Here is a 26,300-nt window from a genome sequence, read left to right as displayed (position 1 = left end):
GTATCCTCACCGCTCGATCAGCGCAATGCGCTTGTTGTACCAGTTCATCAGCAGGGAAATGCTGATGCTGATGGCCAGGTAGACACTCATGGTGATGGCGATCACTTCGATAGCCTGGCCGGTCTGGTTGAGCACGGTTCCGGCGAACAGCGAAACCATTTCCGGATAGCCGATACCCGCCGCCAGCGAGGAGTTCTTCGCCAGGTTCAGGTATTGGCTGGTCAAGGGTGGAATGATCACTCGCAGCGCCTGGGGAATGATGACCTTGCGCAGGGTTGGCCCTTCACGCAGGCCCAACGAACGCGCCGCCTCGGTCTGGCCATGGCTGACCGAGCGAATCCCGGAACGAACGATCTCGGCAATGAACGCTGCCGTATAGATCGTCAATGCCAGGGTCAGCGCCAGCAGTTCGGGAATCAGTACCCAGCCGCCCACAAAGTTGAAGCCCTTGAGCTGCGGCACTTCCCAGTGCAGTGGGGTGCCTATGAGCAACGCACACAGCCCGGGAATGGCCAAAAGCAGCGCCAGGCCGACCCAGAACTTATGGAACGGCTCACCGGTTTCCTCAAAGCGCTTGTTGGCCACACGGACCATGAGCACGATGGCAATCACGGCTACCACGAGACTGCCGACGAACGGCCAGAAGCCCTCCGCCAGCGAAGCACCCGGCATGTTCAAGCCACGGTTGCTGATAAAGAACGTATCGCCAAAATTGATGCTGCCGCGCGGCCCCGGCAGGGTCAAAAATACTGCGAAGTACCAGAACAGGATCTGCAGCAGCGGCGGAATGTTACGAAAAGTCTCGACATACACCGTGGCCAGCTTGCTGATCATCCAGTTCGGCGATAACCGGGCCACACCGACGATGAAACCCAGCACGGTCGCCAGGATAATGCCGATGAAGGTCACCAGCAGCGTGTTGAGCAAACCGATGACAAATACCCGGGCATAACTGTCGGACTCGGTGTAAGGAATCAAATGCTGAGCGATCCCGAAACCGGCACTGCGCTCAAGGAAATCAAAACCCGAGGTAATGCCTCGGTGCTGCAGGTTGGTTTGGGTATTGTGAAACAGGTACCAGCCCAGCCCTACCACCGCGACCACGGTGATGATCTGGAACAGCCACGCACGCACACGTGGATCGCTAAGGGAAACCCCTTTGGGTGCGCCGATTTTATTTTGCATGAAATGCCCCGAAGAGAAGGAACGAAACGGCCTGCAGCAGCTCGCTGCCGCAGGCCGTACCCATCAGCGCACTGGTGGCGCGTACTGGATGCCGCCGTTGTTCCAGAGGGCATTCAGACCACGGTCGATCTTCAGATCGGTGCTTGCGCCAAGGTTCTTCTCGAACACTTCGCCGTAGTTACCGACTTGCTTGACGATCTGTACGACCCAGTCCTTGGGCAGCTTGAGGTCTTTGCCATATTCGCCATCAGCACCGAGCAGGCGGGCGACGTCCGGGTTCTTGGTCGATTTCGCTTCAGCCTCGACATTCTTCGAGGTGATACCTGCCTCTTCGGCATTGATCATCGCGAACAGGGTCCACTTGACGATGCTGAACCACTCTTCATCGCCCTTACGCACGACAGGGCCCAGTGGCTCCTTGGAGATGGTTTCCGGCAACACGACATAATCGTTTGGCGACCCCAGTTTGGAGCGTTGTGCGTAGAGCTGCGACTTGTCGGAGGTCAGTACATCGCAACGACCGGACTCCAGCGATTTGGCGCTTTCATCGGAGGTGTCGAAGGTGATCGGGGTGTACTTCAGGCCATTGGCGCGGAAGTAGTCGGAGACGTTGAGTTCAGTGGTGGTACCGGCCTGGATGCAGATGGTTGCGCCATCCAGTTCCTTGGCACTGGAAACGCCAAGCTTCTTGTTCACCAGGAAACCTACGCCGTCGTAGTACGTGACGCCCGCGAACACCAGGCCCATGCCGGCATCGCGCGAACTGGTCCAGGTAGTGTTACGCGATAGCACATCCACTTCACCGGACTGCAACGCCGTGAAACGCTCCTTGGCGTTCAGTTGGCTGAACTTGACCTTGTTTGCATCACCGAAGACGGCGGCAGCCACGGCGCGGCAGACGTCAGCATCGATACCCACGATCTTGCCCTTGGCATCCGGCACCGAGAAGCCCGGCAAGCCGTCACTCACGCCACACTGGACGAAACCCTTTTTCTGAACCGCTTCGAGGGTTGCACCGGCCTGCGCGAAAGCACTGATACCCAGTGCGGCGGCAGCGGTAACGACTGCCAGAGTGGATTTCAACATCTTCATTAAAACCTCCAGATTGCTCTTGTTGTGTTCGAGCCGATTGCACCGCACCCTTATGAGGCGCATCCGACCCGCGCTGGCTTGCTTTTGGGTCAATGGCGCAATAACGCTGTTCTGTGACAGCCTTTAATAGCGAAATGGTGTTACCGTCGAAACGCCACGCGTCACGTCGCAAGGTTCGTAGCAAAGCGCGTACCACACTGAGCCGCTTAAGCGATTCAGTGTGCGCCAACAGGTAAACTTGTCGCCTTTCGACAAGTTTTTCCCGGACCGAACCGACACGCCTTCTTTTCATGCACTTAATAAGAGCGTGCGCACATTTTCGGAGCAGTCATGACCACCCCGTTGATACTTGAGCCGCAAAAGACCCCCGATGCCTGTGTGATCTGGTTGCACGGTTTGGGGGCAGATCGTTACGACTTCCTGCCGGTCGCCGAAGCCTTGCAGGAACAGTTGTTGAGTACCCGCTTCGTAATGCCCCAGGCACCCACCCGCCCGGTGACCATCAACGGCAGCTATGAAATGCCCAGTTGGTACGACATCACGGCCATGAGCCCGGCCCGTTCGATTGATCGCAAGCAGTTGGAAGACTCAGCCGACCAGGTCATTGCATTGATCGAGGCCGAGCGCGCCAAAGGGATCGATCCAACGCGGATTTTTCTTGCCGGCTTTTCACAAGGTGGTGCGGTCGTGCTGCACACGGCGTATGTAAAGTGGCAAGGCACCCTGGGCGGTGTCCTGGCCCTGTCAACCTACGCACCGACCTTCAGCGCCGAACGCGAGCTAAGCGCCAGCCAGCAACGCACCCCGGCCTTGTGCCTGCATGGCCAGTACGACACTGTGGTACAGAACGCCATGGGCCGTACCGCCTACGAACACCTCAAACATTGGGGGGTTAATGTCAGCTGGCAGGAATACCCGATGGAGCACGAAGTGCTGCCCGAGGAAATCCGCGATATCGGTACCTGGCTGACCCAGCGTCTGAGCTGAAGCGCGACTTCCGTGTAGCCGTCAGCGCAATCCACTACGCCGCGCCCGAATCTTGCATTACACTGGCCGGCGTACATTCCTTAACCAATTGACGAGATGACCGTGCTCAAAGCACTCAAGAAGATGTTCGGCAAAGGCGAGGCTGAGCAACTCGCTGCCGAAACCGCTGCCCCCGTGGTGCAGCCACCTGCACAACCCAAGCCCTCTGCACCAGCAGCCCAGCCACAGGCTCAAGCGCCCGTCGCGGCAAAGGCTGAGAAACCGGCAGAACCCAAGCCGCGCCGTGAGCGCAAGCCAAAACCCGCGGCATCCAGTTGGAAACTGGAAGACTTCATGGTTGAGCCACAGGAAGGCAAGACCCGTTTCCACGACTTCAAGCTTTCGCCAGAGCTGATGCACGCCATCCATGACCTGGGCTTCCCCTACTGCACGCCGATTCAGGCTCAGGTACTGGGCTATACCCTGCGTGGCCAGGACGCTATCGGCCGCGCTCAGACCGGCACAGGCAAGACCGCCGCGTTCCTGATTTCGATCATTACCCAACTGCAGCAGACTCCGGCCCCCAAAGAGCGCTACATGGGTGAGCCACGGGCACTGATCATCGCCCCGACCCGTGAACTGGTCGTCCAGATCGCCAAGGACGCCGCCGCACTCACCAAGTACACCGGCCTGAACGTAATGACCTTCGTTGGCGGCATGGACTTCGACAAACAACTCAAACAGCTTGAAGCCCGCCACTGCGACATCCTGGTTGCCACACCGGGCCGCTTGCTGGACTTCAACCAGCGCGGCGAAGTGCACCTGGACATGGTCGAGGTGATGGTGCTGGACGAAGCCGACCGCATGCTCGACATGGGCTTTATCCCCCAGGTACGGCAGATCATTCGCCAGACACCACCGAAAAGCGAACGCCAGACCCTGCTGTTCTCGGCCACCTTCACCGAAGACGTGATGAACCTGGCCAAGCAGTGGACCACGACCCCGGCCATCGTCGAGATCGAGCCGGAAAACGTCGCCAGCGAGACCGTCGAGCAGCACGTTTATGCCGTGGCCGGCAGCGACAAATACAAGTTGCTGTACAACCTGATCACCCGCAACAAATGGGAACGGGTCATCGTCTTCGCCAACCGCAAGGACGAAGTGCGCCGTATCGAAGAGCGCCTGGTACGCGACGGTGTCAACGCCGCCCAGCTGTCCGGCGATGTGCCGCAGCACAAGCGTATCCGCACGCTGGAAAACTTCCGTGAAGGCCGTATCACCGTACTGGTGGCCACCGACGTGGCCGGTCGCGGTATTCATATCGACGGCATCAGCCATGTGATCAACTTCACCCTGCCAGAAGACCCGGACGATTACGTTCACCGTATCGGTCGTACCGGTCGTGCCGGCACCAGCGGCGTATCGATCAGCTTCGCCGGTGAAGATGACTCTTACCAGCTACCCGCCATCGAAACACTGCTGGGTCGCAAGATCAGCTGCGAGATGCCGCCGGCCGAGTTGCTCGACGCCGTGCCCCGCAAGCCTCACTGATCGGCTGTACTGCAACACCGAAAACGCTGCCTGCTGCCAGGCGGCGTTTTTTTATGGCCGCGATATTGCCCGCAAGAACAAAAAGTCCATAATAGACAAAATAGTTTATTTGGAGCACTGCATGTCCGCGCCCCTCGTCATTGATCAACAGCACGCACGCCAACTGCTCAGCCAGCTGGATGTCCCGCAGATCCTGCGCAAACTGTTTCGCGATCTGGCCGCCGGGCAAGCTGTGCAGCCGCCGCAGCAGCTCGTCGAGTTCCCAGGTGGTGCCGGCGATTTCATCAACTACGGCGGCGTACTGGCTGAAGACGGTGTCTACGGGGTCAAGACATCGCCCTACATCGTCCGTGACACGGGCCCGCTGGTTACCGCCTGGACACTGCTGATGTCCATGGAAAGCGGCCAGCCACTGCTGCTTTGCGACGCTGGCGAACTGACCACAGCGCGCACCGCCGCGACCACCGCCGTGGCCGTCGATGCACTGGCCGCAAGCGGTGCCCGCCGCCTGACCCTGATCGGCAGCGGCCCCATCGCCCGGGCGCACCTGCGCTACACCCGCGACCTGCGCGACTGGCAGGACATCCGCCTCTACTCGCCGCGCCTGCATCAGCAGAGCGCCGAACAACGTCGTGCACTGAGTGACCTCGATCCACGCCTGACCTTTGCCGATACCCTTGAACAAGCGGTACAAGACGCCGACGTCATCATGCTCTGTACGTCTTCGGCCAGCCCGGTCATCGACCCGCGTCAATTGAGCAAGCCTGCCCTGATCACCTCGATCAGCACCAACGCCGTGCGCGCTCATGAAGTGCCGCCAGAAACCCTCGCGAACATGGACGTCTACTGCGACTACCGCCTGACCACGCCAGGGTCGGCCGGGGAAATGCGCATCGCCAGCGAACAGCATGGCTGGCACGCCGACGCGATCATCGGCGACCTGGCACAACTGCTGAGCGATCAGGCGCCGCGCCCTGACTACCAGCGCCATGCGTTCTTCCGCTCCATCGGCCTGGGCCTTGAAGACATTGCCTTGGCCAATGCGCTCTATCGACTGCAGCGCGCCGACTGACGGCGACCGGAGACGTCCATGCAACCAGCAGATTTCATCATTATTGGCGCCGGCATTGCCGGCGCCTCCACCGGCTACTGGCTCGCCGGCCATGGCAAGGTCGTGCTGCTCGAACGCGAGTCGCAGCCGGGCTATCACTCCACCGGCCGCTCGGCGGCGCTCTACACGGCCGCCTATGGCACGCCACAAGTACGCGCCCTGACGCTTGCCAGCCGGGCATTTTTCGATGCCCCGCCAGCGGGGTTTGCCGAGCATCCGCTACTGACCCCGCGCGGGGAAATGACCGTCGACTTCACCGGTGATGCCGAAGAGCTGCAACGCCAGTACGACAGCGCCAAAGCCTGCGTGCCCGAGGTGCAGTTACTCAGTGCCGAGCAGGCCTGCGAGCGGCTCCCGGTACTGCGCCGCGATAAGGTGCACGGCGCGCTCTACGACCCAAGCGCCAGCGATATCGACACCGACGCCCTGCATCAGGGTTACCTGCGTGGCATTCGCCGCCAACAGGGCGAAGTGCATAGCGACTGTGAAGTTCAGCGCATAGAACGCAGCGCCGACGGCCTGTGGCAGGTCCACACCAGTCGTGGCAGTTTCAGCGCCCCGGTGTTGATCAACGCGGCAGGCGCCTGGGCGGACCAGATCGGCGAACTGGCGGGCGCACGGCCGCTGGGCCTGCAACCCAAACGCCGCGCCGCCTTCATCTTCGCCGCCCCGGAAGGCGTGGACAGCCATGACTGGCCAATGCTGGTCAGCCTCGACGAATCCTTCTACATGAAGCCCGACGCCGGCATGCTGCTGGGCTCGCCCGCCAACGCTGACCCGGTGGCACCACACGATGTGCAGCCGGAAGAGCTGGACATCGCCATGGGCATTTACCAGATCGAAGAAGCCACCACCCTGAGCATTCGCCGCCCTACCCGCACCTGGGCCGGGCTGCGCAGCTTCGTGGCCGACGGCGACCTGATCGCCGGCTTCGACCCTCAAGTACCCGGCCTGTTCTGGGTCGCGGCACAAGGCGGCTATGGCATACAGACCTCGCCCGCCATGGGCCAGGCCAGTGCCGCACTGGTGCGCGGCGAAGCATTGCCCGAGCCACTCAAGAGCTTTGGCCTGACGGCCGCCATGCTCTCGCCTGAGCGCTTGGTTGCAGCCCAAGGGTGACGCGCCACTGCGTTTGCGGCACACTCCCAGCGCCCTTTAGCCAAGGGCGCTGACAACCGCTGGAGCCCGCCTCAATGTCGACACCTCGCCCCGACCCGGCCCTGGACAACTTCCGGGCGATCGCCGATGCCATCGCCACGCTGTTCTTCCCGCATGCCGAAGTGGTCCTGCACGACCTGCGCAGCCAGAAGATCGACTACATCGCCAACAACCTCTCCAAGCGCGAGATCGGTGACGATGCGGCGCTGGAAGACATGTTCGAAGAAGGCACCGACGAAACCAATATCGGCCCTTACGAGAAACTCAACTGGGACGGGCAGAAGATTCGCTCGCTGAGCACGGTGCTGCGCGACGCCAACGGCAGCCCCTTGGCCGTGCTGTGCATCAACTTGAACATTTCCCTGTTCGAGAGCGTCAAGGCCGCCCTGGACCTGTTTCTCTCGCCCAGCAAGTTGATCCCGCAACCCGACGCATTGTTCCGCGATGACTGGCAGGAGCGTATCAATACCTTCCTGAACGGCTGGCTGCGCCAGCGCCAGCTCAGCCTGAACCTGCTGACCCGCGAGCATAAGCGTGAACTGGTGTTTGCCCTGCACGCTGAAGGCGCGTTTCGTGGCAAGAGTGCGGCCAACTATGTGGCCAATGTACTGAACATGGGGCGGGCGACGGTGTACAAACACCTGAAGGAACTCAAGGCCTGAACAGCATCAGGCCCTGAGTCAGGCGCAGATCAGTCGCCGTAGATATCCGACTTGAAGTACTTGGCCTGGATCTTCTGGTACTCGCCATTGCTGCGGATTTCATCGATGGCTTTGTTGAGCTCGCTGACCAGCTGCGTATTGCCCTTGCGCACGGCAATACCGGCACCTTCGCCAACGTACTTCGGATCTTTCAGCTCAGGCCCGACAAAGGCATAGCCCTCGCCCTTGGGCGTCAACAGAAAGCCTTGCTCCAGCGGGATGGTGTCCGCGAACACACCGTCCAGACGCCCGGAAACCAGGTCCATGAAAATCTCTTCGTTACTGGTGTAGCGAACAATTTCTACACCTTTTGGCGCCAGCACTTCAGAGACGTAACGGTCGGTGGTGGTCGCACGCTGCACGCCGATACGTTTGCCCTTGAGGCTCTGGTACTGGTCATCGACCTGAGTACCGGCCTTCATCGCCAGGCGCGCCGAGGTGAAGTAGTACTTGTGGGTGAAGTCCACGGAGCGCTTACGCTCTTCGGTGATGGTGATAGACGACAGCGCGGCGTCGATCTTGTTGACCTTCAGCGAGGGAATCAGCCCGTCGTACTCTTGCTCGGTCCATTGGCATTTGACCTGCATCTGCGCGCACAGGGCATTACCGATGTCATAGTCGAAACCGCTGATCTTGCCGTCCGGGGTCTTGAACGCAAACGGCGGGTAGGCGGCTTCGATACCGATACGCAAGGTTTTCTCGGCGGCGAACAGGTTGCTGCTGGCCAACAGGCTCAGGGCCAGACCGGCAATCAGGGTAGTGGTCTTCATGAGGGCTCTCTCGCTCATTATTGGAGGTGTGTTGCAAGACAGAGGAAAGTGACAAGCCTGAAATTATTTTGTACTTATAAATCCATACTGGACTTTTACGTACAGAATTTCAACACCTGGATGCGCGCGAGAGACCGAGGCGCAGCATCGCCAGCCACACTGGCGACCACAGCGTTTGTGTCGTTTAGCGACCGTCCTCCCAGCGCTGCGCCGCCGACTGGTCACTGACCCGTCCTTCGACCCAACGCGGCCCTTCGGCAGTGTTTTCCTTTTTCCAGAACGGTGCCCGGGTCTTGAGGTAGTCCATCACGAAGTTGCAGGCATCGAATGCCGCCTGACGATGAGCGCTGGCCACCCCGACGAAGACAATCGGCTCACCGGGCTCCAACGCCCCGATGCGATGCAGTACTTCAAGGCGCAACAACGGCCAGCGTGACTCCGCTTCGGCGATGATTTTGCCGAGCGCCTTTTCGGTCATGCCTGGATAGTGCTCCAGGAACATGCCCGCGACTTCACGCCCCTCGTTGAAGTCGCGCACGTACCCGACGAAACCGACCACGGCGCCGATCCCCACATTGGCCGCATGCAGGGCATTGAGTTCGGCACCCGGATCAAAAGCGCCCGCCTGCACCCGAATCGCCATGCTCAACCTCCGGTCACGGTTGGAAAAAACGCTACCTCATCGCCATCAGCCAAGGGCTCGCTGAGTGAACAGAGGTCCTGGTTACGTGCGCACATGATGTTCTGCTCGGCCAGTACCTCCCAGGCTCCGCCGCGCTGCAGCAGGTGCTGGCGCAGGGCATCGACCGTGGCAAACACGCCCTCGAGCGTTTCGCTCTCCAGCCCCAAGGCTTCCCGGTAACGGGCGAAATACTGCACGTTCAAGCTCATGCGTCACCTGCCTGGTAATCACCACTCTTGCCGCCGCGCTTCTCTAACAGGCGCACGCTGTCGATGGTCATGCCACGGTCGACGGCCTTGCACATGTCATAGATCGTCAACGCGGCCACACTGGCCGCGGTCAGGGCTTCCATCTCGACGCCGGTTTGCCCGGCCAACTTGCAGCGGGCCAGGATGTGCACCGTGTCGAGGCCTTCGGCACTGAGTTCGACCTTGACGCTGGTGAGCATCAACGGGTGGCACAACGGGATCAGGTCACTGGTTTTTTTCGCTGCCTGGATCCCGGCAATGCGGGCCACGGCAAACACATCCCCTTTGGGATGATCACCGTCGACAATCATCTGCAGGGTTTGCGGGAGCATGCGTACGCGCGCCTCAGCAACAGCTTCACGCGAGGTCACGGCCTTTTCGGTAACGTCGACCATATTGGCCCGACCTTGAGAATCGAGATGTGTCAGCACAGCCATACTCCTGATCAGCGGACCTTGATTGTAAACCTGCAGGTCAACTTTTCGCACGGGCCATGCGACAAAGTTCGGGCGGCACATGGCCGCCCGAACGAGACGTCACAGATGCGATTCGGCGTATTCGGCCAGAATCGAACGAGGCACCCCTTGCAGGGTGATATGCACACCGTTGGGGAAGTCCTTGAAGCGCTCGGTCAGGTAGGTCAGGCCCGAGCTGGTCGCGGACAGGTAAGGGGTATCGATCTGCGCCAGGTTGCCCAGGCAGATCACCTTGGAACCGGAACCGGCACGGGTGATGATGGTTTTCATCTGGTGCGGGGTCAGGTTCTGGCATTCGTCGATCAGGATCAGGCTTTGCTGGAAGCTGCGACCGCGAATGTAGTTAAGCGACTTGAACTGCAGCGGAACCCGCTCAAGGATGTATTCGACACTGCCATGGGTGCTCTCATCGTCCATGTGCAGCGCTTCGAGGTTGTCAGTGATGGCGCCCAGCCAAGGCTCCATTTTTTCCGCTTCGGTGCCTGGCAGGAAGCCGATCTCCTGGTCGAGCCCCTGCACACTGCGGGTAGCGATGATGCGCCGGTAACGCTTGCTGACCATGGTCTGCTCAATGGCTGCCGCCAAGGCCAGAATGGTCTTGCCGGAACCGGCAGCGCCCGTCAGGTTGACCAGGTGGATGTCCGGGTCAAGCAAGGCGAACAGCGCCAGGCCCTGATGAATGTCACGCGGCTTCAAACCCCAGGCTTCCTGATGCAGCAGCGGCTCCTGGTGCAAGTCGAGCAGCAGCAGTTCACTGTCCTTGATACCTTTGATCCAGCCGACAAAGCCCTGTTCGTCAATGATGAACTCGTTGATGTGAACAGCCGGCAGGTTGTCGATCAATTGCACACGGTGCCAGGTGCGCCCGCGCTCCTGACGGGTCTCGACCTTGCTGACCCGGTCCCAGAACGACCCCGTCACCGAGTGATAGCCCTTGGACAACAGGGAAACGTCGTCGACCAACTGATCGGTACTGTAGTCCTCGGCCGCGATTCCACAGGCACGGGCCTTGAGGCGCATGTTGATGTCTTTGGTCACCAGCACCACACTCAGTTCCTTGCGCCGGCTCCGCAGCTCAAGCAATTGGTTGATGATGATGTTGTCGTTCAAATGCTCAGGCAGTAGACGGTGCGGCTCAGTGCGCGGCGTCATCAAGATGGACAGGAAGCCTTTCGGGCCACTCTTGCCCCGCTGGATGGGTACGCCCTGCTCAACATCGGCAGGCGAGGCGTCGCCCAGGGTCTGATCGATCAAGCGGATGGCCTGACGACATTCTGCGGCTACGGAGTGCTTGCCGTCCTTGAGCTTGTCGAGCTCCTCAAGCACGGTCATCGGGATGGTGACGTGGTGCTCCTCGAAGTTCAGTAACGCGTTCGGATCGTGAATCAGAACATTGGTATCGAGCACGTAAAGGATTGGCAGGTTGGAAGAAGTGGTACGTCCTTGATCATCCATACTCGGTCACCTTTGTGGGAGCCTGACGACGCAATACCCAGACGGTGCTGCGCCGCGATGTGACCGCTGATGCTCCCCGGGGCCCGCGTCGTTACGGGTGGGCAGCTACAAACAAAGGATGGCGAGTAAGACGCCACCTGTGTTGCAGGGTTCGGCGGTCTGTCTTTGTAATACCGCAAAACCCATGACGGTAAAAAGCGTTTTTACGCATTCTTGAAGTTTATTTTTCAAGAGGACAAAAACCGCTTGGCGTAGCCCCCATGCACCGCTAAAGTCAAAAATCCAGTCGGCTCAACGGCTGCATGCAATGTGCGCCCACCCACGCCCCTCAACGGCCTGCCGCGAAGTCCTTACACCCCTCCCAACCGATCCCGCTCTGCGCCGTGTGTTGTAGCAGCCAGGTCAGTGACGCCTGCGCCTTGGGCTGGGTGTCATGGAACCGGATCAAGCCCTTGCGCCACAGCAACATCAGGCTCAGCACCCGCTGTGCCGACTGTTCGGCATCCAGTGCGCTCTGGTCCTGGGCATCGATATCCCACAACACCACCTGCATGTGCTGGCTGCTGAAAAACGCCTGCGCGTCGGCACGACGCTGACCATAGGGGGGGCGAAAGAGCGCAACATACTGCTCGGGCAGATCGCTACTGGCCCGTGCCTGACTGCGCAGAATAGAGTCCTGCCAGTCCAGCCAATGGCTGTGAGAACGGTACTGCCAGCCTTGAATGCCCACGCACTGCCCGCGGTAAAGCGCCTGCAACGCGGCGACGGAGGTCTTGTCACGGCGTTTCTGCACACTGTCGCCGAGCACAAAGAACGTCGCTGACAGCTTCTGCCGACGCAAATAATCTGTCAGCGCATCACTGGCACCACCGGCCAGCGTAGGGCCACCCTCGAAGGTCAGCAGGAACATCCGGTCGTTCAGCTCGTCACCGTTACGCTCCAGGCTGGAGAAACGCTCGATCTCGCTGCTGGTCTGCGGAAACAACGCAGCCTTGCGCAGCAGTTCATCCAGGTAGCGCTCATGGAAAATCCGGCTTGGCTCAACCCACGGGGCATAGAACGAGTCGGCGGCGACCTTGATCTGGCCGGCCTGGGCACGCAAATCCGCCAGGCTCTCAAGGGCATAACAGAACGAGGCGTCCTGCTCGCAGCTCTGTTGGGCCAGGTCATAGTTGCGCCACAACCGCTGCCACAGCCGCTCACGCAGGGCATTGACGGACAACAGGTTGATCTGCCGCAGGCCAAGACCCGCCGTAAGCTCAGCCTGATCCAGCGCCTCACTGTCATGCAGGGCTTTGGCGAACCCCAGAATCTCGGCACGCGAGGCGACATCGAACAGTGCCGGAGAATTGAGCTGTTCAGGCCAACTGCTGCGATCGTAGGTAGCAACCTCGGCAGCACCGGCGATGGCAGTCGACAGGCTCAACCATCCCGCCAGCAATAAAAGGGCAATGCGCAAGACAACACTCTCCGTTTTGATCGCCGGCACTATAACGCAGGGACTATCGTGCCCATAGCTGGAGATCGACCGCCCTGCCCCGTAGAATCCGCAGCACGATTGAAGGAGCCTATGACATGCTGACGGTGATTTCCCCCGCCAAGACCCTCGACTACGAAACCCCGCCGGTGACCCAGCGTTTCACACTGCCGCAGTACCTGGACGACTCACAGGTGCTGATTGCTCAGTTGCGGGACTTCACCCCGGCTCAAATCGCAGCGTTGATGCACCTGTCTGACAAACTGGCCGGGCTCAACGCCGCACGCTTCGGCAGCTGGACGCCCGATTTCACGCCGGCCAACGCCAAGCAGGCACTGTTGGCCTTCAAGGGCGATGTCTACACAGGCCTCGACGCCGAAAGCCTTGGCGAAGACGACTTCAGCTACGCACAGGACCACCTGCGCATGCTCTCGGGCCTGTATGGCCTGCTGCGCCCGCTCGACCTGATGCAGCCGTACCGGCTGGAGATGGGCACCAAGCTGGCCAACGCCCGCGGCAAGGACTTGTATGCCTTCTGGGGTACGCGCATCAGCGAATGGCTGAACCAGGCGCTGGCCGATCAAGGCGATGACCTGCTGCTCAACCTGGCCAGCAACGAGTATTTCAGCGCGGTCAAGCGCAGCGCGCTGAATGCCCGTGTGATCAACACCGAATTTCGCGACCAGAAAAACGGCCAGTACAAGATCATCAGTTTCTATGCCAAGAAAGCCCGTGGCCTGATGAGCCGCTTCGTCATCCAGGAACGCATCGACAATCCTGACCGGCTGAAACAGTTCGATGTCCAGGGCTACTACTACAGTGCCGAGCAGTCCAAGCCGGACAACCTGGTGTTCCTGCGCGATCATCCGGTCGACTGAAGGCAATCGCCGGTAAGCCGCCCGCTGCTTGGTCGAGTGCCATTTTATCGCTACGATGGTGATATCACGCACTCAAGGCAGCCCCCTATGCTTATCGGCGTCGTCCTGATCCTGTCCTGGCTGATCCTGCTGCTACGCTACCCAGCCAAGGCCCTGCCCATCTCCATGGCCGCAGTGTTCGGCCTCGGTCTGGTCGGCTTGTGGGTGCTCTGGCAGGACAACCGTGAGGCGGCTCAACTGGCACGCCTGGACATGCGCCTGAGCTACGCGCCCGAGCATTGCCCGGCCGACCGGCCGTTGCAGGTCAAACTGACCAATACCAACCCGCAACCCCTGGTGGAGCTGCGCTGGCGGATTGCCGCGTATGCCCCGGGCGATCAGGTCAATCTGGCGGAAAACACCTACTCGGCACCGCGTTATCGCGGCCCGGGTGACCTGCAGGCCGGCGCCAGTTGGGAGGCCTGCTTGCCATTACCGCCGCTGCGCTCTGGCTATCGCCCGCAAACGCTGGAGTTTCGCGCCGAACACCTGCAGGGCCGCTTCGCGGATTGAGCCCTGGGGTACGCCTGCCCCCTGCTTGATGACGTATGATCCGAGGCTCATCTACCGCCAAGGATCGTCCTATGCCCACCGTTCTGATCACCGGATGCTCCAGCGGCATTGGTCTCGCCTTGGCCGAAGCGTTCCAGTCAGCAGGCTTCGAGGTCTGGGCCAGTGCGCGCAAACCCGAGGATGTCGCCCGCCTGCAGGCCATCGGGCTTACGGCACGGCAACTGGATGTCAATGATGAAGCCGGCCTTGCAACACTGGCGGCAGAGCTGGAGCAGCGCGGCAACGGCCTCGACGTGTTGATCAACAACGCCGGATACGGTGCCATGGGGCCGCTGCTCGACGGCGGCGTCGAGGCGATACGTCGCCAGTTTGAAACCAACGTATTCGCCTTGGTCGGCGTAACCCGCGCCTTGTTTCCGGCACTGCGACGAGCACGTGGCCTGGTGGTGAACATTGGCAGCGTCTCGGGCGTGCTGGTTACGCCGTTCGCCGGCGCCTACTGCGCCTCCAAAGCGGCCGTGCATGCCTTGAGCGACGCCCTGCGCCTGGAGCTGGCGCCCTTCGGTATACGGGTGATGGAAGTGCAGCCTGGTGCAATTGCTTCCAGCTTTGCCAGCAATGCCGGGCGCGAAGCCGAACAGTTGTTGCACGAAGAATCGCCGTGGTGGCCGCTGCGCGAAGGCATTCGCGCCCGCGCCCGTGCCTCGCAGGACAAACCGACCCCCACCAGTGAGTTTGCCCAAGGCCTGCTGAAGGCAGTGCAGCAAGCAAAGCCCGCACCTCTGGTGCGCCTGGGCAATGGCAGCCGCGCACTCCCCCTGCTACAGGCATTGCTACCCCATGGGCTGCAGCAGTGGGTGCTGAAAAAACGCTTTGGTCTCAACCGCAGCCTCTGAACCCGTCAGGGCATTCGGCGCGCGACCAGCGCAGGTCATTGCGCCTCGGATTTACCCTGTTTGACCACCACCGTGCAGGTGGTACCCGCCGCCAGCAGGAAGCCTTCCGGTACTTCGTCGATGTGGATACGTACCGGTACCCGTTGAGCCAGGCGAACCCAGTTGAACGTCGGGTTGACGTCGGCGATCAACTCGCGGCTTTCCGGGTTGTCACGGTCGTAGATACCCCGCGAAATACTCTCCACATGCCCCTTGAGCACTTCACCACTCATCATCTGCAAGTCGGCCTGGTCACCGACACGCACATGCGGCAACTTGGTTTCCTCGAAGAAGCCGTAGACCCAGAAGGAGTTCTTGTCGACCACGGCCATTTTCGCCTCACCGGTACGCGCATAGTCGCCGCGATGAACGTTGAGGTTGGTGACGTAACCGTCGACAGTGGCCAGGATCCGCGTGCGCTTGAGGTTCAGCTCGGCGGCCGCCAGTTGCGCCTGGGCATGCTGGTAATCAGCCATGGCCGAGTTGGCGATGTTGCTGGCGTCATCACGGTTTTCCTTGGAGATCACCAGGTTGTCCATGTCGGCCCGGCGGCTGGCATTGACCTTGCGCATCTCCCAGGTGGCCTTGCGCGAAGCGACGAGCGCTTGGGCCTGCTTGACTGCCAACTCGTAGTGCTCAGGGTCGATCTGCATCAACAGATCGCCCTTCTTTACCAGTTGGTTGTCACGCACCGGCACATCGACCACATAACCGGGTACGTCGGCGGCAACGTTGATGATGTCGGCACGCACCCGGCCATCGCGGGTCCAGGGCGTGTTCATGTACTGGACCCAGAGCTGCCGGCCGATCACCACGGCGGCGGCCAGTACAAGCAGGGTGGCGATCAGGCTGAAAAACTTTTTCATCAACAAGGTCTCAACGGTAGACAGTCAGCGCCATGGCGCCAAAAAGGCAGATGAACAGGCACAAGCGCAGCAACGCCGGGTGCCAGAAAAAGCGGTAGCCGTCGTAGCCGGCGATAAAGCGATCCAAGCCCCACGCCAGCAGGGCAGCGATCAGGAACATCAAGGTCATGGTGGGCATGTAAATGCCATGGAAGGCAATTTCACGGGGCATCGGGCAGTCCTTTCACCGGAGCCAGTTCGGCCAGCGGCGATTGCGGGTCAAGCAGGGAAGTACGGATGAAGTGCAGGTAACTCTGCACCCGGCGCAAGGCCGACGTGTCGAAGTGCCGGGCAAACGGCTCATCGGTTGCCTGGACGCGGCTGATGGCATGGTCCACCGCCACCAGTGCACGCTCATGGTTGCTCGCCGAAGGCTGCAGGAACAATCGCGCCAGCGCCCGGCCCATCACCCTGATCGCCTGGCGCCAGGGTTGCGACTCGGCATAACACGGATGCACCGGCAGAACGGCCTGCTCCTTGCGCAACTCGATGATCGAATGACCCACCTCCAGCACCACGAACATCCAGCGCAGCAGCGAGCTCTGCACCAGTGGCTTGCCGGCCGCCAGACCGTAGGCCTGGTGCAGCAGGTCACGGGTACGGCTCTCGAACGCCGAGCCCAGGCCGCGCAGGCGCCCGGTAATCGCAAACAGCACCTGGCCACGCAGGTCCTGCTCCAGTCGGCTCCACAACCAGCGGCTGTTCGGCGGCAGGATGATCGCCCCGGCCGCGGCGCAGACCAACATGCCGATCACCATGGCGATGTAGTCGTTGATGAAGTTGTAGGGGTTGTAGACCGTCATGTTGTCCGGTACTGAACCGGTGGAAAAGAAGATCAACAGGCCCACCCCGACCCCGAAATAGGCCGGGCGTGACGAGAGGAACGCGCCGAGGATGTAAACCGGTGCCAGTACCATGCAGAGCAACGGGAAACCATCAATCCAGGGGTACACGAAGAACATTTCGAAGAAGCCGATCAAGGCTCCCAGCAAGGTGCCGCATGCCATCTGGAACGACATCCGCTTGGGGTTCGGCGTGGCTGCCGACAGGCCCACGGTAGCCGCCGCGATCAGGGTCATCATTGCCCCGCTGGGCCAGGCCGTGATGATCCAGTAGCTGCCCAGCACCAGCAGGATGAACGAAGCACGTACGCCTGCAGCAAGCGAGACCAGCCAGTTGGTCTGGGCCACATACGGCTCATCCCACTGCTCACGTGCATGGCTGTGATCAGCCAAGGACGCGTGGGTCAGGGCATAGCTGTGCATATCGTCGACGAAGCGATAGAGCAGTTCGTAGGCGGTGTGGAAGTCGAGCAGGTCGGCGTCGCTTGGCGAGCTCTCGACAAAGGCTGCGCGCAAGCTGCGCACCCGCTCCGGCAAACCCTCCTTGTAGATCGCCAGTTGCTGGGCCAGGCGCGCCGCGTCGGCGTCGGTCAGGCCGCGCCCGGCGTAACCGTCGAGCAGTTCGGCGAGCGCGTTCAGGCCGGGTTCGATGGCCGTGACGATCTGCAATGGCCCGCGCAGACGCAAGCGCTCAAGCAACTGGTGCAGGGCGTTGAAACGCGTGGTGATGGCCATGAACTCACTGTTCAAGCGGCCCAGGCGACCACTGCGCCGGCGCATGTGCGGGTCTTCAAAAGCGGTGACGCTACGCAGGCTTTCCAGGCCCACCGCTTCGGCGATGAAACGCACGTTGCTGCTCTCGAAACGCTCGCGCTGGCTTTCGCCACGCAAACCTTCGGCAACGAACCCGGCAAACACCCCAAAACGCTGGTACAGGGCGTTGCGCATCGAGGCACTGGCCGATTGCGGCAGGATCGCCGCACTGACCAGAGTCGACACCAGAATACCCAAGGAAATTTCCAGCACCCGCCACACCGCCGCCATGAAAGCGCCGTCGGGGTTGGCCAGTGCCGGCAGGCCAACCATCGCAGCGGTGTAACCGGCCAGCACAAAACCATAAGAACGGAAGGTCCGATAACGCATGGCACCCGCCGAGCAGATACCCACCCACACGGCCAGGCTCGGCAGAAACAGCTCGGTGTTCTGCGGGAAGATGGCAATCAACGCCACCATCATCGACGATCCGGCCAACGTGCCCAGGAAGCGATAAAAACTCTTGGCAAACACATGGCCGCTCTGCGGCTGCATGACGATGAACACCGTGATCATCGCCGTACGCGGCTGCGGCAGCTCCAGGCGCATGGCCAGCCACAGGGTGAGGAACGCAGCGCACAGGACCTTGAAGATGTAGACCCAGGTTACCCCGTCGCTACGCGCCCATTCAAAGAACCCACGGCGCCACTCCAGCGACGCCAGCCAGCGAAACGGAAAGGTCACGGCATTCATTCGGCGTGGCTCGGTTTGTCGAAGATCGCCAAGGTTTTAGGGGTCTTCGGTGCGGCCTGGCGGTCTTCGTCCGGTACGTCGTTACCCGCTCCCAGACCACCACCCAGTGCCGTCACCAGCTCGGCATGGGCCATCAGGCGCGCCGCCTGGACCTGCTGCTGGATCTGCTGCTGGCGGAACAGCAGAGTTTGCGCGTTCAGCACATTGAGGTAGTCGGTCAGGCCACGCTGGAACGCCACCATGGCGATGTCGTAGGTCTTCTGCGCCGAGGCCACCGACTCTGCGGCAAAATGCTGCTGCTCGTTCATCGACTCGCGGCGAATCAACTGATCAGAGATCCCCTTGAGCGCTTCGACCACGGTCTGGTTGTAACGGGCCACCGCGATGTCGTAACCCGCCGAAGCCACACCCAGTTGCGAACGCAGACGGCCACCATCAAACACCGGCAGGCTGATGGCCGGCCCGATGTTGTAGTTGAATTTCTTCCCGGTAAGGAACTCCATGGCCCCGCCACCGGTAGCCATGTAACCCAGGCTGCCGACCAGGTCGACGTTAGGGAAGAAACCGGCATGGGCGACATCAATGCCACGGGCCTGTGCGGCGACCTGCCAGCGGCTGGCAACCACGTCCGGACGCTGACCAACCAGCTCCGCCGGCAAGGCCGATGGCAGCTTGAGTGCAGCATTGAGCGACAAGGTAGGACGCTGCAGTTGTGCGCCCTCGCCCGGCCCTTTGCCTGCCAGCGCGGCCAACTGGTTACGCGCCAGGGCAATTTCTTCATGCAGCGCGTCCAACTGACGGTGGGTTTCCGGCAGTGGCGTCTGCGCCTGGCTGACTTCGAAGTGAGTGCCGATGCCACCGGCCAACCGTCGTTCGGCCAGGGCCAGGATCTGCTCCTGCTGTTCCAGGGTGGCCTTGACGATGTCGTACTGGGCGAAGTACAGCGACAACTGGATGTACACCCGCACAATGTTGTTCTGCAGCTCAAGCTGGGCCTGGCGGGCCTGCGCAGCACTCATGTGGGCCATGTCCACGGCCTGCTCGCTGGCATTGCGCTCGCGGCCCCAGAGGTCCAGCGCGTAGCTGAAGCCCAACGCCGCGTTGTTGTCCCAGGTGTTGCTGCCCGACAAGGCGCCAGGGCCATAGAACTGGTCTTCCGGCCAGTTATGACGCTTGATCGTCGAGACCCCGTTGACCTGCAGTTTCTCGGCCGACTCGATGATACCCGCCATGGACTTGGCTTCACGGACACGTGCAGCCGCCATGGCCATGGTAGGGCTGTCCTTGACGGCCAGGGCGATCCAGCGGTCGAGCTGCGGGTCACCATAGGCATGCCACCATTGCTGGTCGGGCCAATGGGCATCGCGAGCGGCCTCGCGGATCGCCTCGTCGGTGGTCAGGGTATTGGCTTGCAGCGTCTTGCTTTCCGGGGCAATGCCCCAGGTTCCGATACAGCCGCTCAAGGTCAAGCTAAAGGCACAGACACTGAGCGCATTCAACGCTCTGATGATGCGACGCGGCACAGCTGCGAATTCCCGACATAGAAGGTGGATGACGCTTGGAGAACGCAATTCTAGGGGGCGACAGCACTGGCGATAAGCGTGTATTACTGCGAATCTTTGTTACGAAAACGGTGATAATCCGGCTTTAGTCTGAAGACCAACACTGTAACTTCGTGTCACAATTTGTCGTCTACTTTGAGAGCGACCCATGGACACCCTGCAAAATATGCGTGCATTCAGTTGTGTGGCCCAGGTTGGCAGTTTTACTGCCGCTGCCGTTCAACTGGATACGACCACCGCGAACGTCTCGCGGGCGGTTTCCAACCTAGAAGCGCACCTGCAAACACGTCTTCTCAACCGCACCACCCGGCGAATCGCCCTGACCGAAGCCGGCAAGCGCTACCTGATGCGCTGCGAGCAGATCCTCACTTATGTCGAGGAAGCCGAAGCCGAGGCCAGCGATGCCCACTCTCGACCGGCTGGCCAGTTGAAAGTGCACTCGATGACAGGCGTAGGGCAGCACTTCGTCATTGATGCCATCTCCCGCTACCGCGAGACCCACCCGGACGTCACCTTTGACCTGACGATGGCCAACCGCGTGCCGGACCTGCTGGATGAAGGCTATGACGTGTCCATCGTACTGGCCAGCGAGCTGCCGGACTCAGGCTTTGTCTCGCAGCGTCTGGGGATTACCTACAGCATTTGCTGTGCCTCGCCGGACTACGTGAAACGCAAAGGTGGCGCGCAAAAGCCCTCCGACCTGCTCGGTCACTCTTGCCTGCGCATGGTCAGCCCGGTGATTCCACTGGAAAAGTGGCTGTTCGACGGCCCTGAAGGCCAGGAAGTGGTCAACATCACCCAGGCGCCATTCCAGGTAAACTCGGCCGACGCCATGAAGACCGCCATCCGCAGCGGCATGGGCATTGGTGTGCTGCCGATTTACTCGGCAATCGACGGCCTGCGTGATGGCTCGCTGGTACGGGTGATGCCTGACTACCGTCTGCAGGAGCTGAACCTGTACGCGATCTACCCGTCGCGCCAGTACCTGGATGCCAAGATCAAGACCTGGGTCGAGTACCTGCGCAGCTCGCTGCCGGAAATCCTCGCGGCCCACGAAGCCGACCTGAAGACCCACCAGCTGCGCATCGCGACGTAAAACCTGCTGCACGATCGGGGTCGAGAATGATAGCGTGCTACCCAATAGCCGCTTCATTCTTGACCGCCAGCAGAGATTTCACCGATGAAAAAGACTGTCCTTGCCTTCAGCCGCATCACCCCGCCGATGGTCGAGCGCCTGCAGCAGACGTTCAACGTGATTGTGCCGAACCCCAAGCTCGGCGATATCAGCGCACAGTTCAACGAAGCACTGCCCGAGGCCCACGGTCTGATCGGCGCCGGGCGCAAGCTGGGCGAGGCACAACTGGCAACCGCAGCCAAGCTTGAGGTGGTCTCCAGTGTTTCGGTAGGTTATGACAACTATGACCTGGCCTACTTCAACCAACGCGGCATCGCCCTGACCAACACCCCCGATGTGCTGACCGAGAGCACCGCTGACCTGGGCTTTGCCCTGATCATGGGGGCTGCCCGCCGGGTGGCCGAACTGGACGCCTGGACCAAGGCCGGGCAATGGCAGGCCACCGTGGGCCCGGCGCACTTTGGCAGCGATGTCTTCGGCAAAACCCTCGGTATCGTCGGCATGGGCAACATTGGTGCCGCCATCGCCCGCCGTGGCCGCCTGGGCTTCAACATGCCCGTGCTGTACAGCGGCAACAGCCGCAAACCGGCACTGGAGCAGGAACTCGACGCACAATACTGCAGCCTGGAACACCTGCTGGCCGAAGCCGACTTCGTCTGCCTGGTCGTACCGCTCACAACCCAGACCCAGCACCTGATCGGCCAGCGTGAGCTGCAACTGATGAAGCCCAGTGCCTTCCTGATCAACGTCTCCCGTGGCCCCGTGGTAGACGAAGCGGCACTGGTTCAAGCCCTGCAGAACGGCACCATTCGCGGCGCCGGCCTGGACGTTTATGAGAAGGAACCGCTGAGCGAGTCGCCGCTGTTCCAGCTCAAGAATGCCGTTACCCTGCCCCATGTCGGCTCGGCTACTGCCGAAACCCGCGAAGCCATGGCCAACCGCGCCATCGACAACCTGTGCAGCGCCTTGAACGGCGAACGCCCACGTGACCTGGTCAATCCGCAGGTCTGGAAGTAAACGACTACAGGCGCTGAGCCAGGGTGCCCAAGGGCGCCCGAGGCTTGGGCTTGCGGAACACCAGCACGTTGCCGAGCATCACCAGCAACAGGCCGAACAACGCAGGCGGCGTCCATTGATAGCCTTCGACGAACGCCGAAACGTTCAGCGCCACCAGCGGGAACAGTACCGTGCAGTACGCAGCACGCTCCGGCCCCATGCGCCCGACCAGGGTCAGGTAAGCGGTAAAGCCGATCACCGAGCCCGGAATCACCAGGTACAGCAGTGAGCCGATGTAACGCGTGTTCCACTCCATGGCGAAGGGAATGCCGCTGACCAGGCAATACACTGCCAGCATCGTGGCCCCGTAGAACATGCCCCACGCGTTGGTCATCATCGGTTTCAGGCCGGCTTTCTGCTGCAGGCTGGAGAGCATGTTGCCCGCCGAGAAGCACAAGGTGCCGAGCAAGGCGAGCGCCAGGCCGATCAGGGTTTCACGGCTGGCGGCATGCCCCGACAGCTCTGGCCAGAACAACAGCGCCAACCCTAACAACCCCAGCGCACCACCGCCCGTGACATTGGCCGCGATCCGCTGCCCGAAGAACACCCGGGCATTGAGCGCGTTCCACAAGGTCGCCGTGGAGAACACCACGGCAATCAGGCCGCTGGGAATCCACTGGCTGGCCGTCAGGAAGCACATGAAGTTCACGCAGAACAGGCACAGCCCCTGCGCCAGACAAAGGCCATGAGCCCGCCGGTTCATCGGTTGCAAACGGCGGCTGAGCAGCAGAATGGCGAACAGCAGCAAGGCGGCCAAGGCAAAGCGGTAGACAATCGATACCGGGATCGCGACCACGCCCAGTTGCAGTTTCAGGGCAATCCAGGTGGTGCCCCAGATCACAACGGTCAACAGGTACAAGAACAGGTTCATGACAAAGCTCCTCTGGGCTGAGGTTCAGTGTCTGCCCAGAGCACTGGGCCGGGCTTGCACAAACTTGCGCTTTTCCATCGCCACCTGCTGTGTGCTGTGGTGGACAGCGGTAGGATGGCCACAGAGGTAACCATCATGACACCGCTGGACACACTGCAAGTCTTCAACGCCCTGCATGATTCCCCCAACACCCGCCTGGAACACAGCGCGCAACTGGGTGACGGCATGGTAGCGGCCTTGTGGAACAATCAAGACGACGCCCGCGATTATCAGGCGCCCAGCCATCACACCCTGTCGTGCTACATCGACGGCGGCACGGGCACGTTTCGCCGCGAACGGCCCTCTGCCAAGGGAGGCCCGGACAAGCTGTGCATTCTTCCAGCCGGGCATGACTCGAACTGGGTGATCAACGGCAAGATCCGCCTGGTACACCTGTACATCACCCAGGAACAATTCGCCCTGGAGTGCGTGCGCCTGTTGGACCGTGAGCCGCGGGAGCTGCAACTGCAAGAGAACACCTTTCTGGATGATCCCGAGCAGGCCCGACGCTTTCGCCAACTGATCGCCCTGGACTGGGACGAACCTGCCGAGCGCCTGCTGACCAGCAGCCTGGCCCATGAGCTGGTCAGCCATGCCCTGCTCAACCAGGTTGGCTTGCGCCAGGGGGTAAGGCTCAAAGGTGGCCTGGCGCCGCACCAACGCCGGCAGTTGGCCGACTTTATCGAGCAGCACCTCGACCAGCCGATCAGCCTGGGTGAGCTGGCCACCCTGTGCAACCTGTCCGAGTACCACTTCGCACGGATGTTCCGCACCAGCTTTGGGCTGCCACCGCACCAGTACCTGCTGGCCCGACGCCTGGCCAAGGCACGCCAACTGCTACGTTTCAGTGACCTGCCCATGCTCCAGGTGGCCCTGCTCTGCGGCTTTGCCAGCGCCAGCCACTTCAGTAACCGCTTCCGTCAGGCCCTCGGCGCAACACCGGGCGAGTACCGTCAGGCACTGCGCAGCTAACCCCGTATCGTCGCCCTTCGGTCAGAACGACAGGTCCATACCGACGGTGTAGCGACGCCCGTCCAGAACCGTTTGATACTCGGCGTAATCCACTTCCTTGTTGAAAACGTTGTACACACCCGCCAGCAGCTTGAGGTTCTTGGTCACCTTGTAGGTGCCGCCAACATCGACAAAGGTGTAGGACGGCGTGCCATCAGACATCGTGGTACGCCCCAGATAGTCGGAGGTCTTACCACGGTAGTTCAGGCGCGTCCATGTGCCCACCTGATCGGTGTTCTGCCAGTCCAGGGTGGCGTTGAACATGTGCCGGGGCATCTGGTTCAACGCCTTGCCCTTGAGCGCCCCACTCTTCTGCTCGGAATCGGTGAAGGTGTAGTTGGTCGCCAATGTCAGGCGCTGGGTAATGGCCCAGTCCAGAGTGGCCTCGACGCCACGCATCTGCGCCTCATCGACGTTCACCCGATCACTGATGAACTTGTACGAAGTGCCAGCGATCTGACACTGCCCAGACGCATTGCCCGTGCTGTCGGTGCAACGACGCTGCTCGGTGATCTTGTCCTTGAAGTCGGTGTTGAACACGGTCAAGCCGGTCGAGAAGCCCTCCAGGTTGTCCCAAATGAAACCGATCTCCTGGCTGACGCTTTCCTCCGGCTTCAGTGCCGAATTACCGACGATAATCGCCGGATCGCCACCACCGCCGGTGATCTGGCCCCAATCGTCAACAGCTGCACGGATGTCCGGCGAACGATAGCCGGTGGACACACCCCCCTTGATCGTCCACTGCTCGGTCGGGTGATACACCCCATACAGGCGTGGCGACCAATGCGTGCCGTAGTTCTCGTCACGGTCCATGCGCAAGCCGCCGGTCAGGGCGAACTGATCGGTCAGACGCCACTCGTCTTCGGCGAACAACGCCCAGGACCAGCGGGTAAGCTGATTGAGGGTAGCCGCCGAGGCAAGCTGGTTGCCTTGATCGCTCAGGTCTTCGTACTTGTACTGACCGCCGAAGGTCGTGGTGTGCGAGTCACTGTAGAACGACGCCTGGGAGTTGAGCACCGTGTTCTCCAGCTCCATCTTGCGGCCGGGGTTCTCGATTTTCTCCCGCTGCAGGTAGCTGTCGGTGGTGACGCTTTCCCAGCGGCCCGAGTGGCTCACAGAGAAATGCGTACGGTCGTAATCGTTCTGTGAGGAAGAAGAGCGCGCCGAGCGGCCCAGGGTGGCATTGCGTTCCTGTTCGGATTTTCCGGCTTCAACGGTGATGTCGTTGTTCGTGTCCGGGGTGAACGACAGTTTGGCCGTGGCACTGTCGGTACTCTGCTCATTGAAGCCGTTGACGATGTGGTCCTCGTCACGGCGTGAGCGCTGCCCATACAACTGCAGGCCCACCAGGTTCTCCACCAAAGGCCCGGAAATGAACGCGCTGGTGCTGGAGTAGTCCCCGGAATCGGAGCGGTCCTGGAACGTCGTCTCGGTGCGAACGCCACCGTACCACTGTGGCGTGACCTTGCGCGTGATGATGTTGATCACACCGCCCATGGCGTCGGAACCATACAACGACGACATCGGCCCACGCACCACCTCGATTCGCTCGATAGCTTCCAGCGGTGGCATCCAGCCCTGCTCGATCCCGGCACCATCACTGTTGGGACGCGTAGCGCGCGAGTCCTGGCGTTTGCCATCTACCAGCATCAAGGTGTACTTCGAGGCCATGCCACGAATACTGATGTCACTGGAACTGCCACCACCAGTTACCACCACACCCGGCACATCACGCAGCGCATCGGTGACATCACGGTAGGACTTGTTCTCGATCCGCTCACGGGAAATGACCGAAATCGACGCCGGGGCATCCTTGATCTGCTGGGAAAAACCGGAGGCGGTCACCACCATGTTGTCCAACTCCAGAGGCTGGCTCTGGGCCGAAGCCTGGGCGGTATAAAGCGAACACAAGGCGAGTGCAAGGCAGGACTTGGTGAAGCTGGGGGACATGGTGAACCTCTCCCTGGAAATGTAAATTCTACGTAAATAGAAACTGGGGGCGAATGATATTTATTCTCACCAGCGAGTAAAGCGCCTTTACGCTTTTTTACACTTTCAGTAACAATCCACCCAGCACGCCAGCGATGAGGCCTCTTGATCCAGAGCAAGCCCGCAGCCCTTCCAACGGCTGCTTTT

Annotated in this window: 25 protein-coding genes; 11 read left to right on the top strand and 14 right to left on the bottom strand. The window is 61.0% G+C overall.

Annotated elements, in window-relative coordinates; all coding sequences use genetic code 11:
* Positions 1-6: 6 nt before the first annotated feature.
* Positions 7-1,185: an amino acid ABC transporter permease gene (locus CYD26_RS13125; protein WP_099775739.1), complete on the bottom strand. Its 1,179-nt coding sequence runs from the start codon at positions 1,183-1,185 to the stop codon at positions 7-9.
* A 63-nt stretch (positions 1,186-1,248) separates the two neighbouring features.
* Positions 1,249-2,277, bottom strand: coding sequence for an amino acid ABC transporter substrate-binding protein (locus tag CYD26_RS13120; RefSeq protein ID WP_099775740.1), 1,029 nt, complete (start codon positions 2,275-2,277; stop codon positions 1,249-1,251).
* A gap of 330 nt (positions 2,278-2,607) precedes the next feature.
* Here CYD26_RS13120 and CYD26_RS13115 point away from each other — a divergent pair, with 330 nt between their 5' ends.
* The 5 genes from CYD26_RS13115 to CYD26_RS13095 all read left to right on the top strand — a co-directional run bounded on the left by CYD26_RS13115 (position 2,608) and on the right by CYD26_RS13095 (position 7,725).
* Positions 2,608-3,264 carry an alpha/beta hydrolase gene (locus CYD26_RS13115; protein WP_102052791.1) on the top strand — a complete coding sequence of 219 codons (657 nt, stop codon included), beginning with the start codon at positions 2,608-2,610 and terminating at the stop codon, positions 3,262-3,264.
* Positions 3,265-3,366: 102 nt separating this feature from the next.
* Positions 3,367-4,794 (top strand): ATP-dependent RNA helicase RhlB, encoded by a 1,428-nt coding sequence (gene rhlB, locus CYD26_RS13110; RefSeq protein WP_102052807.1) that lies wholly within the window; start codon positions 3,367-3,369, stop codon positions 4,792-4,794.
* Between the two features lie 121 nt (positions 4,795-4,915).
* Positions 4,916-5,866 carry an ornithine cyclodeaminase family protein gene (locus CYD26_RS13105; protein ID WP_099775741.1) on the top strand — a complete coding sequence of 317 codons (951 nt, stop codon included), beginning with the start codon at positions 4,916-4,918 and terminating at the stop codon, positions 5,864-5,866.
* An 18-nt stretch (positions 5,867-5,884) separates the two neighbouring features.
* On the top strand, positions 5,885-7,024 hold the full coding sequence (locus CYD26_RS13100) for an FAD-binding oxidoreductase (RefSeq protein WP_102052790.1): 1,140 nt from the start codon (positions 5,885-5,887) through the stop codon (positions 7,022-7,024).
* 74 nt (positions 7,025-7,098) lie between these two features.
* Positions 7,099-7,725: a transcriptional regulator gene (locus tag CYD26_RS13095; RefSeq protein WP_065758769.1), complete on the top strand. Its 627-nt coding sequence runs from the start codon at positions 7,099-7,101 to the stop codon at positions 7,723-7,725.
* Positions 7,726-7,754: 29 nt separating this feature from the next.
* Here the strand turns inward: CYD26_RS13095 and CYD26_RS13090 are convergent, their stop codons facing one another.
* The 6 genes from CYD26_RS13090 to CYD26_RS13065 form a co-directional block, all read right to left on the bottom strand.
* A complete protein-coding gene (locus tag CYD26_RS13090; RefSeq protein WP_099775743.1) occupies positions 7,755-8,534 on the bottom strand; it encodes an ABC transporter substrate-binding protein in 780 nt (259 codons plus the stop codon).
* Between the two features lie 184 nt (positions 8,535-8,718).
* Complete coding sequence (moaE, locus tag CYD26_RS13085) at positions 8,719-9,177, bottom strand: molybdopterin synthase catalytic subunit MoaE (protein ID WP_065758771.1); 459 nt, start codon at positions 9,175-9,177, stop codon at positions 8,719-8,721.
* A gap of 2 nt (positions 9,178-9,179) precedes the next feature.
* Positions 9,180-9,425 carry a MoaD/ThiS family protein gene (locus CYD26_RS13080; RefSeq protein WP_065758772.1) on the bottom strand — a complete coding sequence of 82 codons (246 nt, stop codon included), beginning with the start codon at positions 9,423-9,425 and terminating at the stop codon, positions 9,180-9,182.
* A complete protein-coding gene (moaC, locus tag CYD26_RS13075; RefSeq protein ID WP_099776780.1) occupies positions 9,422-9,895 on the bottom strand; it encodes a cyclic pyranopterin monophosphate synthase MoaC in 474 nt (157 codons plus the stop codon). Before moaC ends, CYD26_RS13080 begins: the two co-directional genes overlap by 4 nt.
* Positions 9,896-10,000: 105 nt before the next feature.
* Complete coding sequence (locus CYD26_RS13070) at positions 10,001-11,395, bottom strand: PhoH family protein (protein ID WP_065758773.1); 1,395 nt, start codon at positions 11,393-11,395, stop codon at positions 10,001-10,003.
* 328 nt (positions 11,396-11,723) lie between these two features.
* On the bottom strand, positions 11,724-12,854 hold the full coding sequence (locus tag CYD26_RS13065; protein WP_102052789.1) for a polysaccharide deacetylase family protein: 1,131 nt from the start codon (positions 12,852-12,854) through the stop codon (positions 11,724-11,726).
* Between the two features lie 116 nt (positions 12,855-12,970).
* On the opposite strand from CYD26_RS13065, the gene yaaA reads away from it, so the two are divergent.
* The 3 genes from yaaA (at position 12,971) to CYD26_RS13050 (ending at position 15,198) form a co-directional block, all read left to right on the top strand.
* Entirely contained in the window at positions 12,971-13,750 is a 780-nt protein-coding gene (yaaA, locus tag CYD26_RS13060; protein ID WP_065758775.1) for a peroxide stress protein YaaA, read from the top strand.
* 87 nt (positions 13,751-13,837) lie between these two features.
* Positions 13,838-14,302 (top strand): multidrug transporter, encoded by a 465-nt coding sequence (locus CYD26_RS13055; protein WP_102052788.1) that lies wholly within the window; start codon positions 13,838-13,840, stop codon positions 14,300-14,302.
* Between the two features lie 71 nt (positions 14,303-14,373).
* Entirely contained in the window at positions 14,374-15,198 is an 825-nt protein-coding gene (locus CYD26_RS13050) for an SDR family oxidoreductase (RefSeq protein ID WP_065758777.1), read from the top strand.
* Positions 15,199-15,233: 35 nt separating this feature from the next.
* On the opposite strand, the gene CYD26_RS13045 is transcribed toward CYD26_RS13050, so the two are convergent.
* The 4 genes from CYD26_RS13045 to CYD26_RS13030 are packed head-to-tail and all read right to left on the bottom strand — an operon-like array spanning position 15,234 to position 20,013.
* Positions 15,234-16,103 (bottom strand): HlyD family secretion protein, encoded by an 870-nt coding sequence (locus tag CYD26_RS13045; RefSeq protein ID WP_102052787.1) that lies wholly within the window; start codon positions 16,101-16,103, stop codon positions 15,234-15,236.
* Between the two features lie 10 nt (positions 16,104-16,113).
* A complete protein-coding gene (locus CYD26_RS13040; protein WP_065758779.1) occupies positions 16,114-16,314 on the bottom strand; it encodes a DUF1656 domain-containing protein in 201 nt (66 codons plus the stop codon).
* On the bottom strand, positions 16,304-18,490 hold the full coding sequence (locus CYD26_RS13035; protein WP_102052786.1) for an FUSC family protein: 2,187 nt from the start codon (positions 18,488-18,490) through the stop codon (positions 16,304-16,306). Before CYD26_RS13035 ends, CYD26_RS13040 begins: the two co-directional genes overlap by 11 nt.
* Complete coding sequence (locus CYD26_RS13030) at positions 18,487-20,013, bottom strand: efflux transporter outer membrane subunit (protein WP_099775748.1); 1,527 nt, start codon at positions 20,011-20,013, stop codon at positions 18,487-18,489. The genes CYD26_RS13035 and CYD26_RS13030 overlap by 4 nt, the downstream gene beginning before the upstream one ends.
* Before the next feature lie 187 nt (positions 20,014-20,200).
* Here CYD26_RS13030 and CYD26_RS13025 point away from each other — a divergent pair, with 187 nt between their 5' ends.
* Together CYD26_RS13025 and CYD26_RS13020 are read left to right on the top strand one after the other, a co-directional pair.
* Positions 20,201-21,148 carry a LysR family transcriptional regulator gene (locus CYD26_RS13025; protein ID WP_099775749.1) on the top strand — a complete coding sequence of 316 codons (948 nt, stop codon included), beginning with the start codon at positions 20,201-20,203 and terminating at the stop codon, positions 21,146-21,148.
* 84 nt (positions 21,149-21,232) lie between these two features.
* Positions 21,233-22,204, top strand: coding sequence for a D-glycerate dehydrogenase (locus CYD26_RS13020; protein WP_102052785.1), 972 nt, complete (start codon positions 21,233-21,235; stop codon positions 22,202-22,204).
* A gap of 4 nt (positions 22,205-22,208) precedes the next feature.
* Here CYD26_RS13020 and CYD26_RS13015 read toward each other — a convergent pair whose 3' ends face one another.
* Positions 22,209-23,114: a DMT family transporter gene (locus CYD26_RS13015; protein ID WP_102052784.1), complete on the bottom strand. Its 906-nt coding sequence runs from the start codon at positions 23,112-23,114 to the stop codon at positions 22,209-22,211.
* Positions 23,115-23,249: 135 nt separating this feature from the next.
* Between CYD26_RS13015 and CYD26_RS13010 the strand changes: the two genes are divergently transcribed.
* The gene (locus CYD26_RS13010; RefSeq protein ID WP_065758834.1) at positions 23,250-24,125 is read left to right on the top strand and encodes a helix-turn-helix domain-containing protein; all 876 of its coding nucleotides are present in this window, start codon (positions 23,250-23,252) and stop codon (positions 24,123-24,125) included.
* A 21-nt stretch (positions 24,126-24,146) separates the two neighbouring features.
* On the opposite strand, the gene CYD26_RS13005 is transcribed toward CYD26_RS13010, so the two are convergent.
* A complete protein-coding gene (locus CYD26_RS13005; protein WP_102052783.1) occupies positions 24,147-26,114 on the bottom strand; it encodes a ligand-gated channel protein in 1,968 nt (655 codons plus the stop codon).
* Positions 26,115-26,300: the final 186 nt, after the last annotated feature.

The sequence above is a fragment of the Pseudomonas sp. FFUP_PS_473 genome, from assembly GCF_002858665.1.
Classification (GTDB): domain Bacteria; phylum Pseudomonadota; class Gammaproteobacteria; order Pseudomonadales; family Pseudomonadaceae; genus Aquipseudomonas; species Aquipseudomonas defluvii.
The sequence above is the reverse complement of the archived record's forward strand: the minus strand, read 5'-3'. Positions and strand labels throughout refer to the sequence as shown.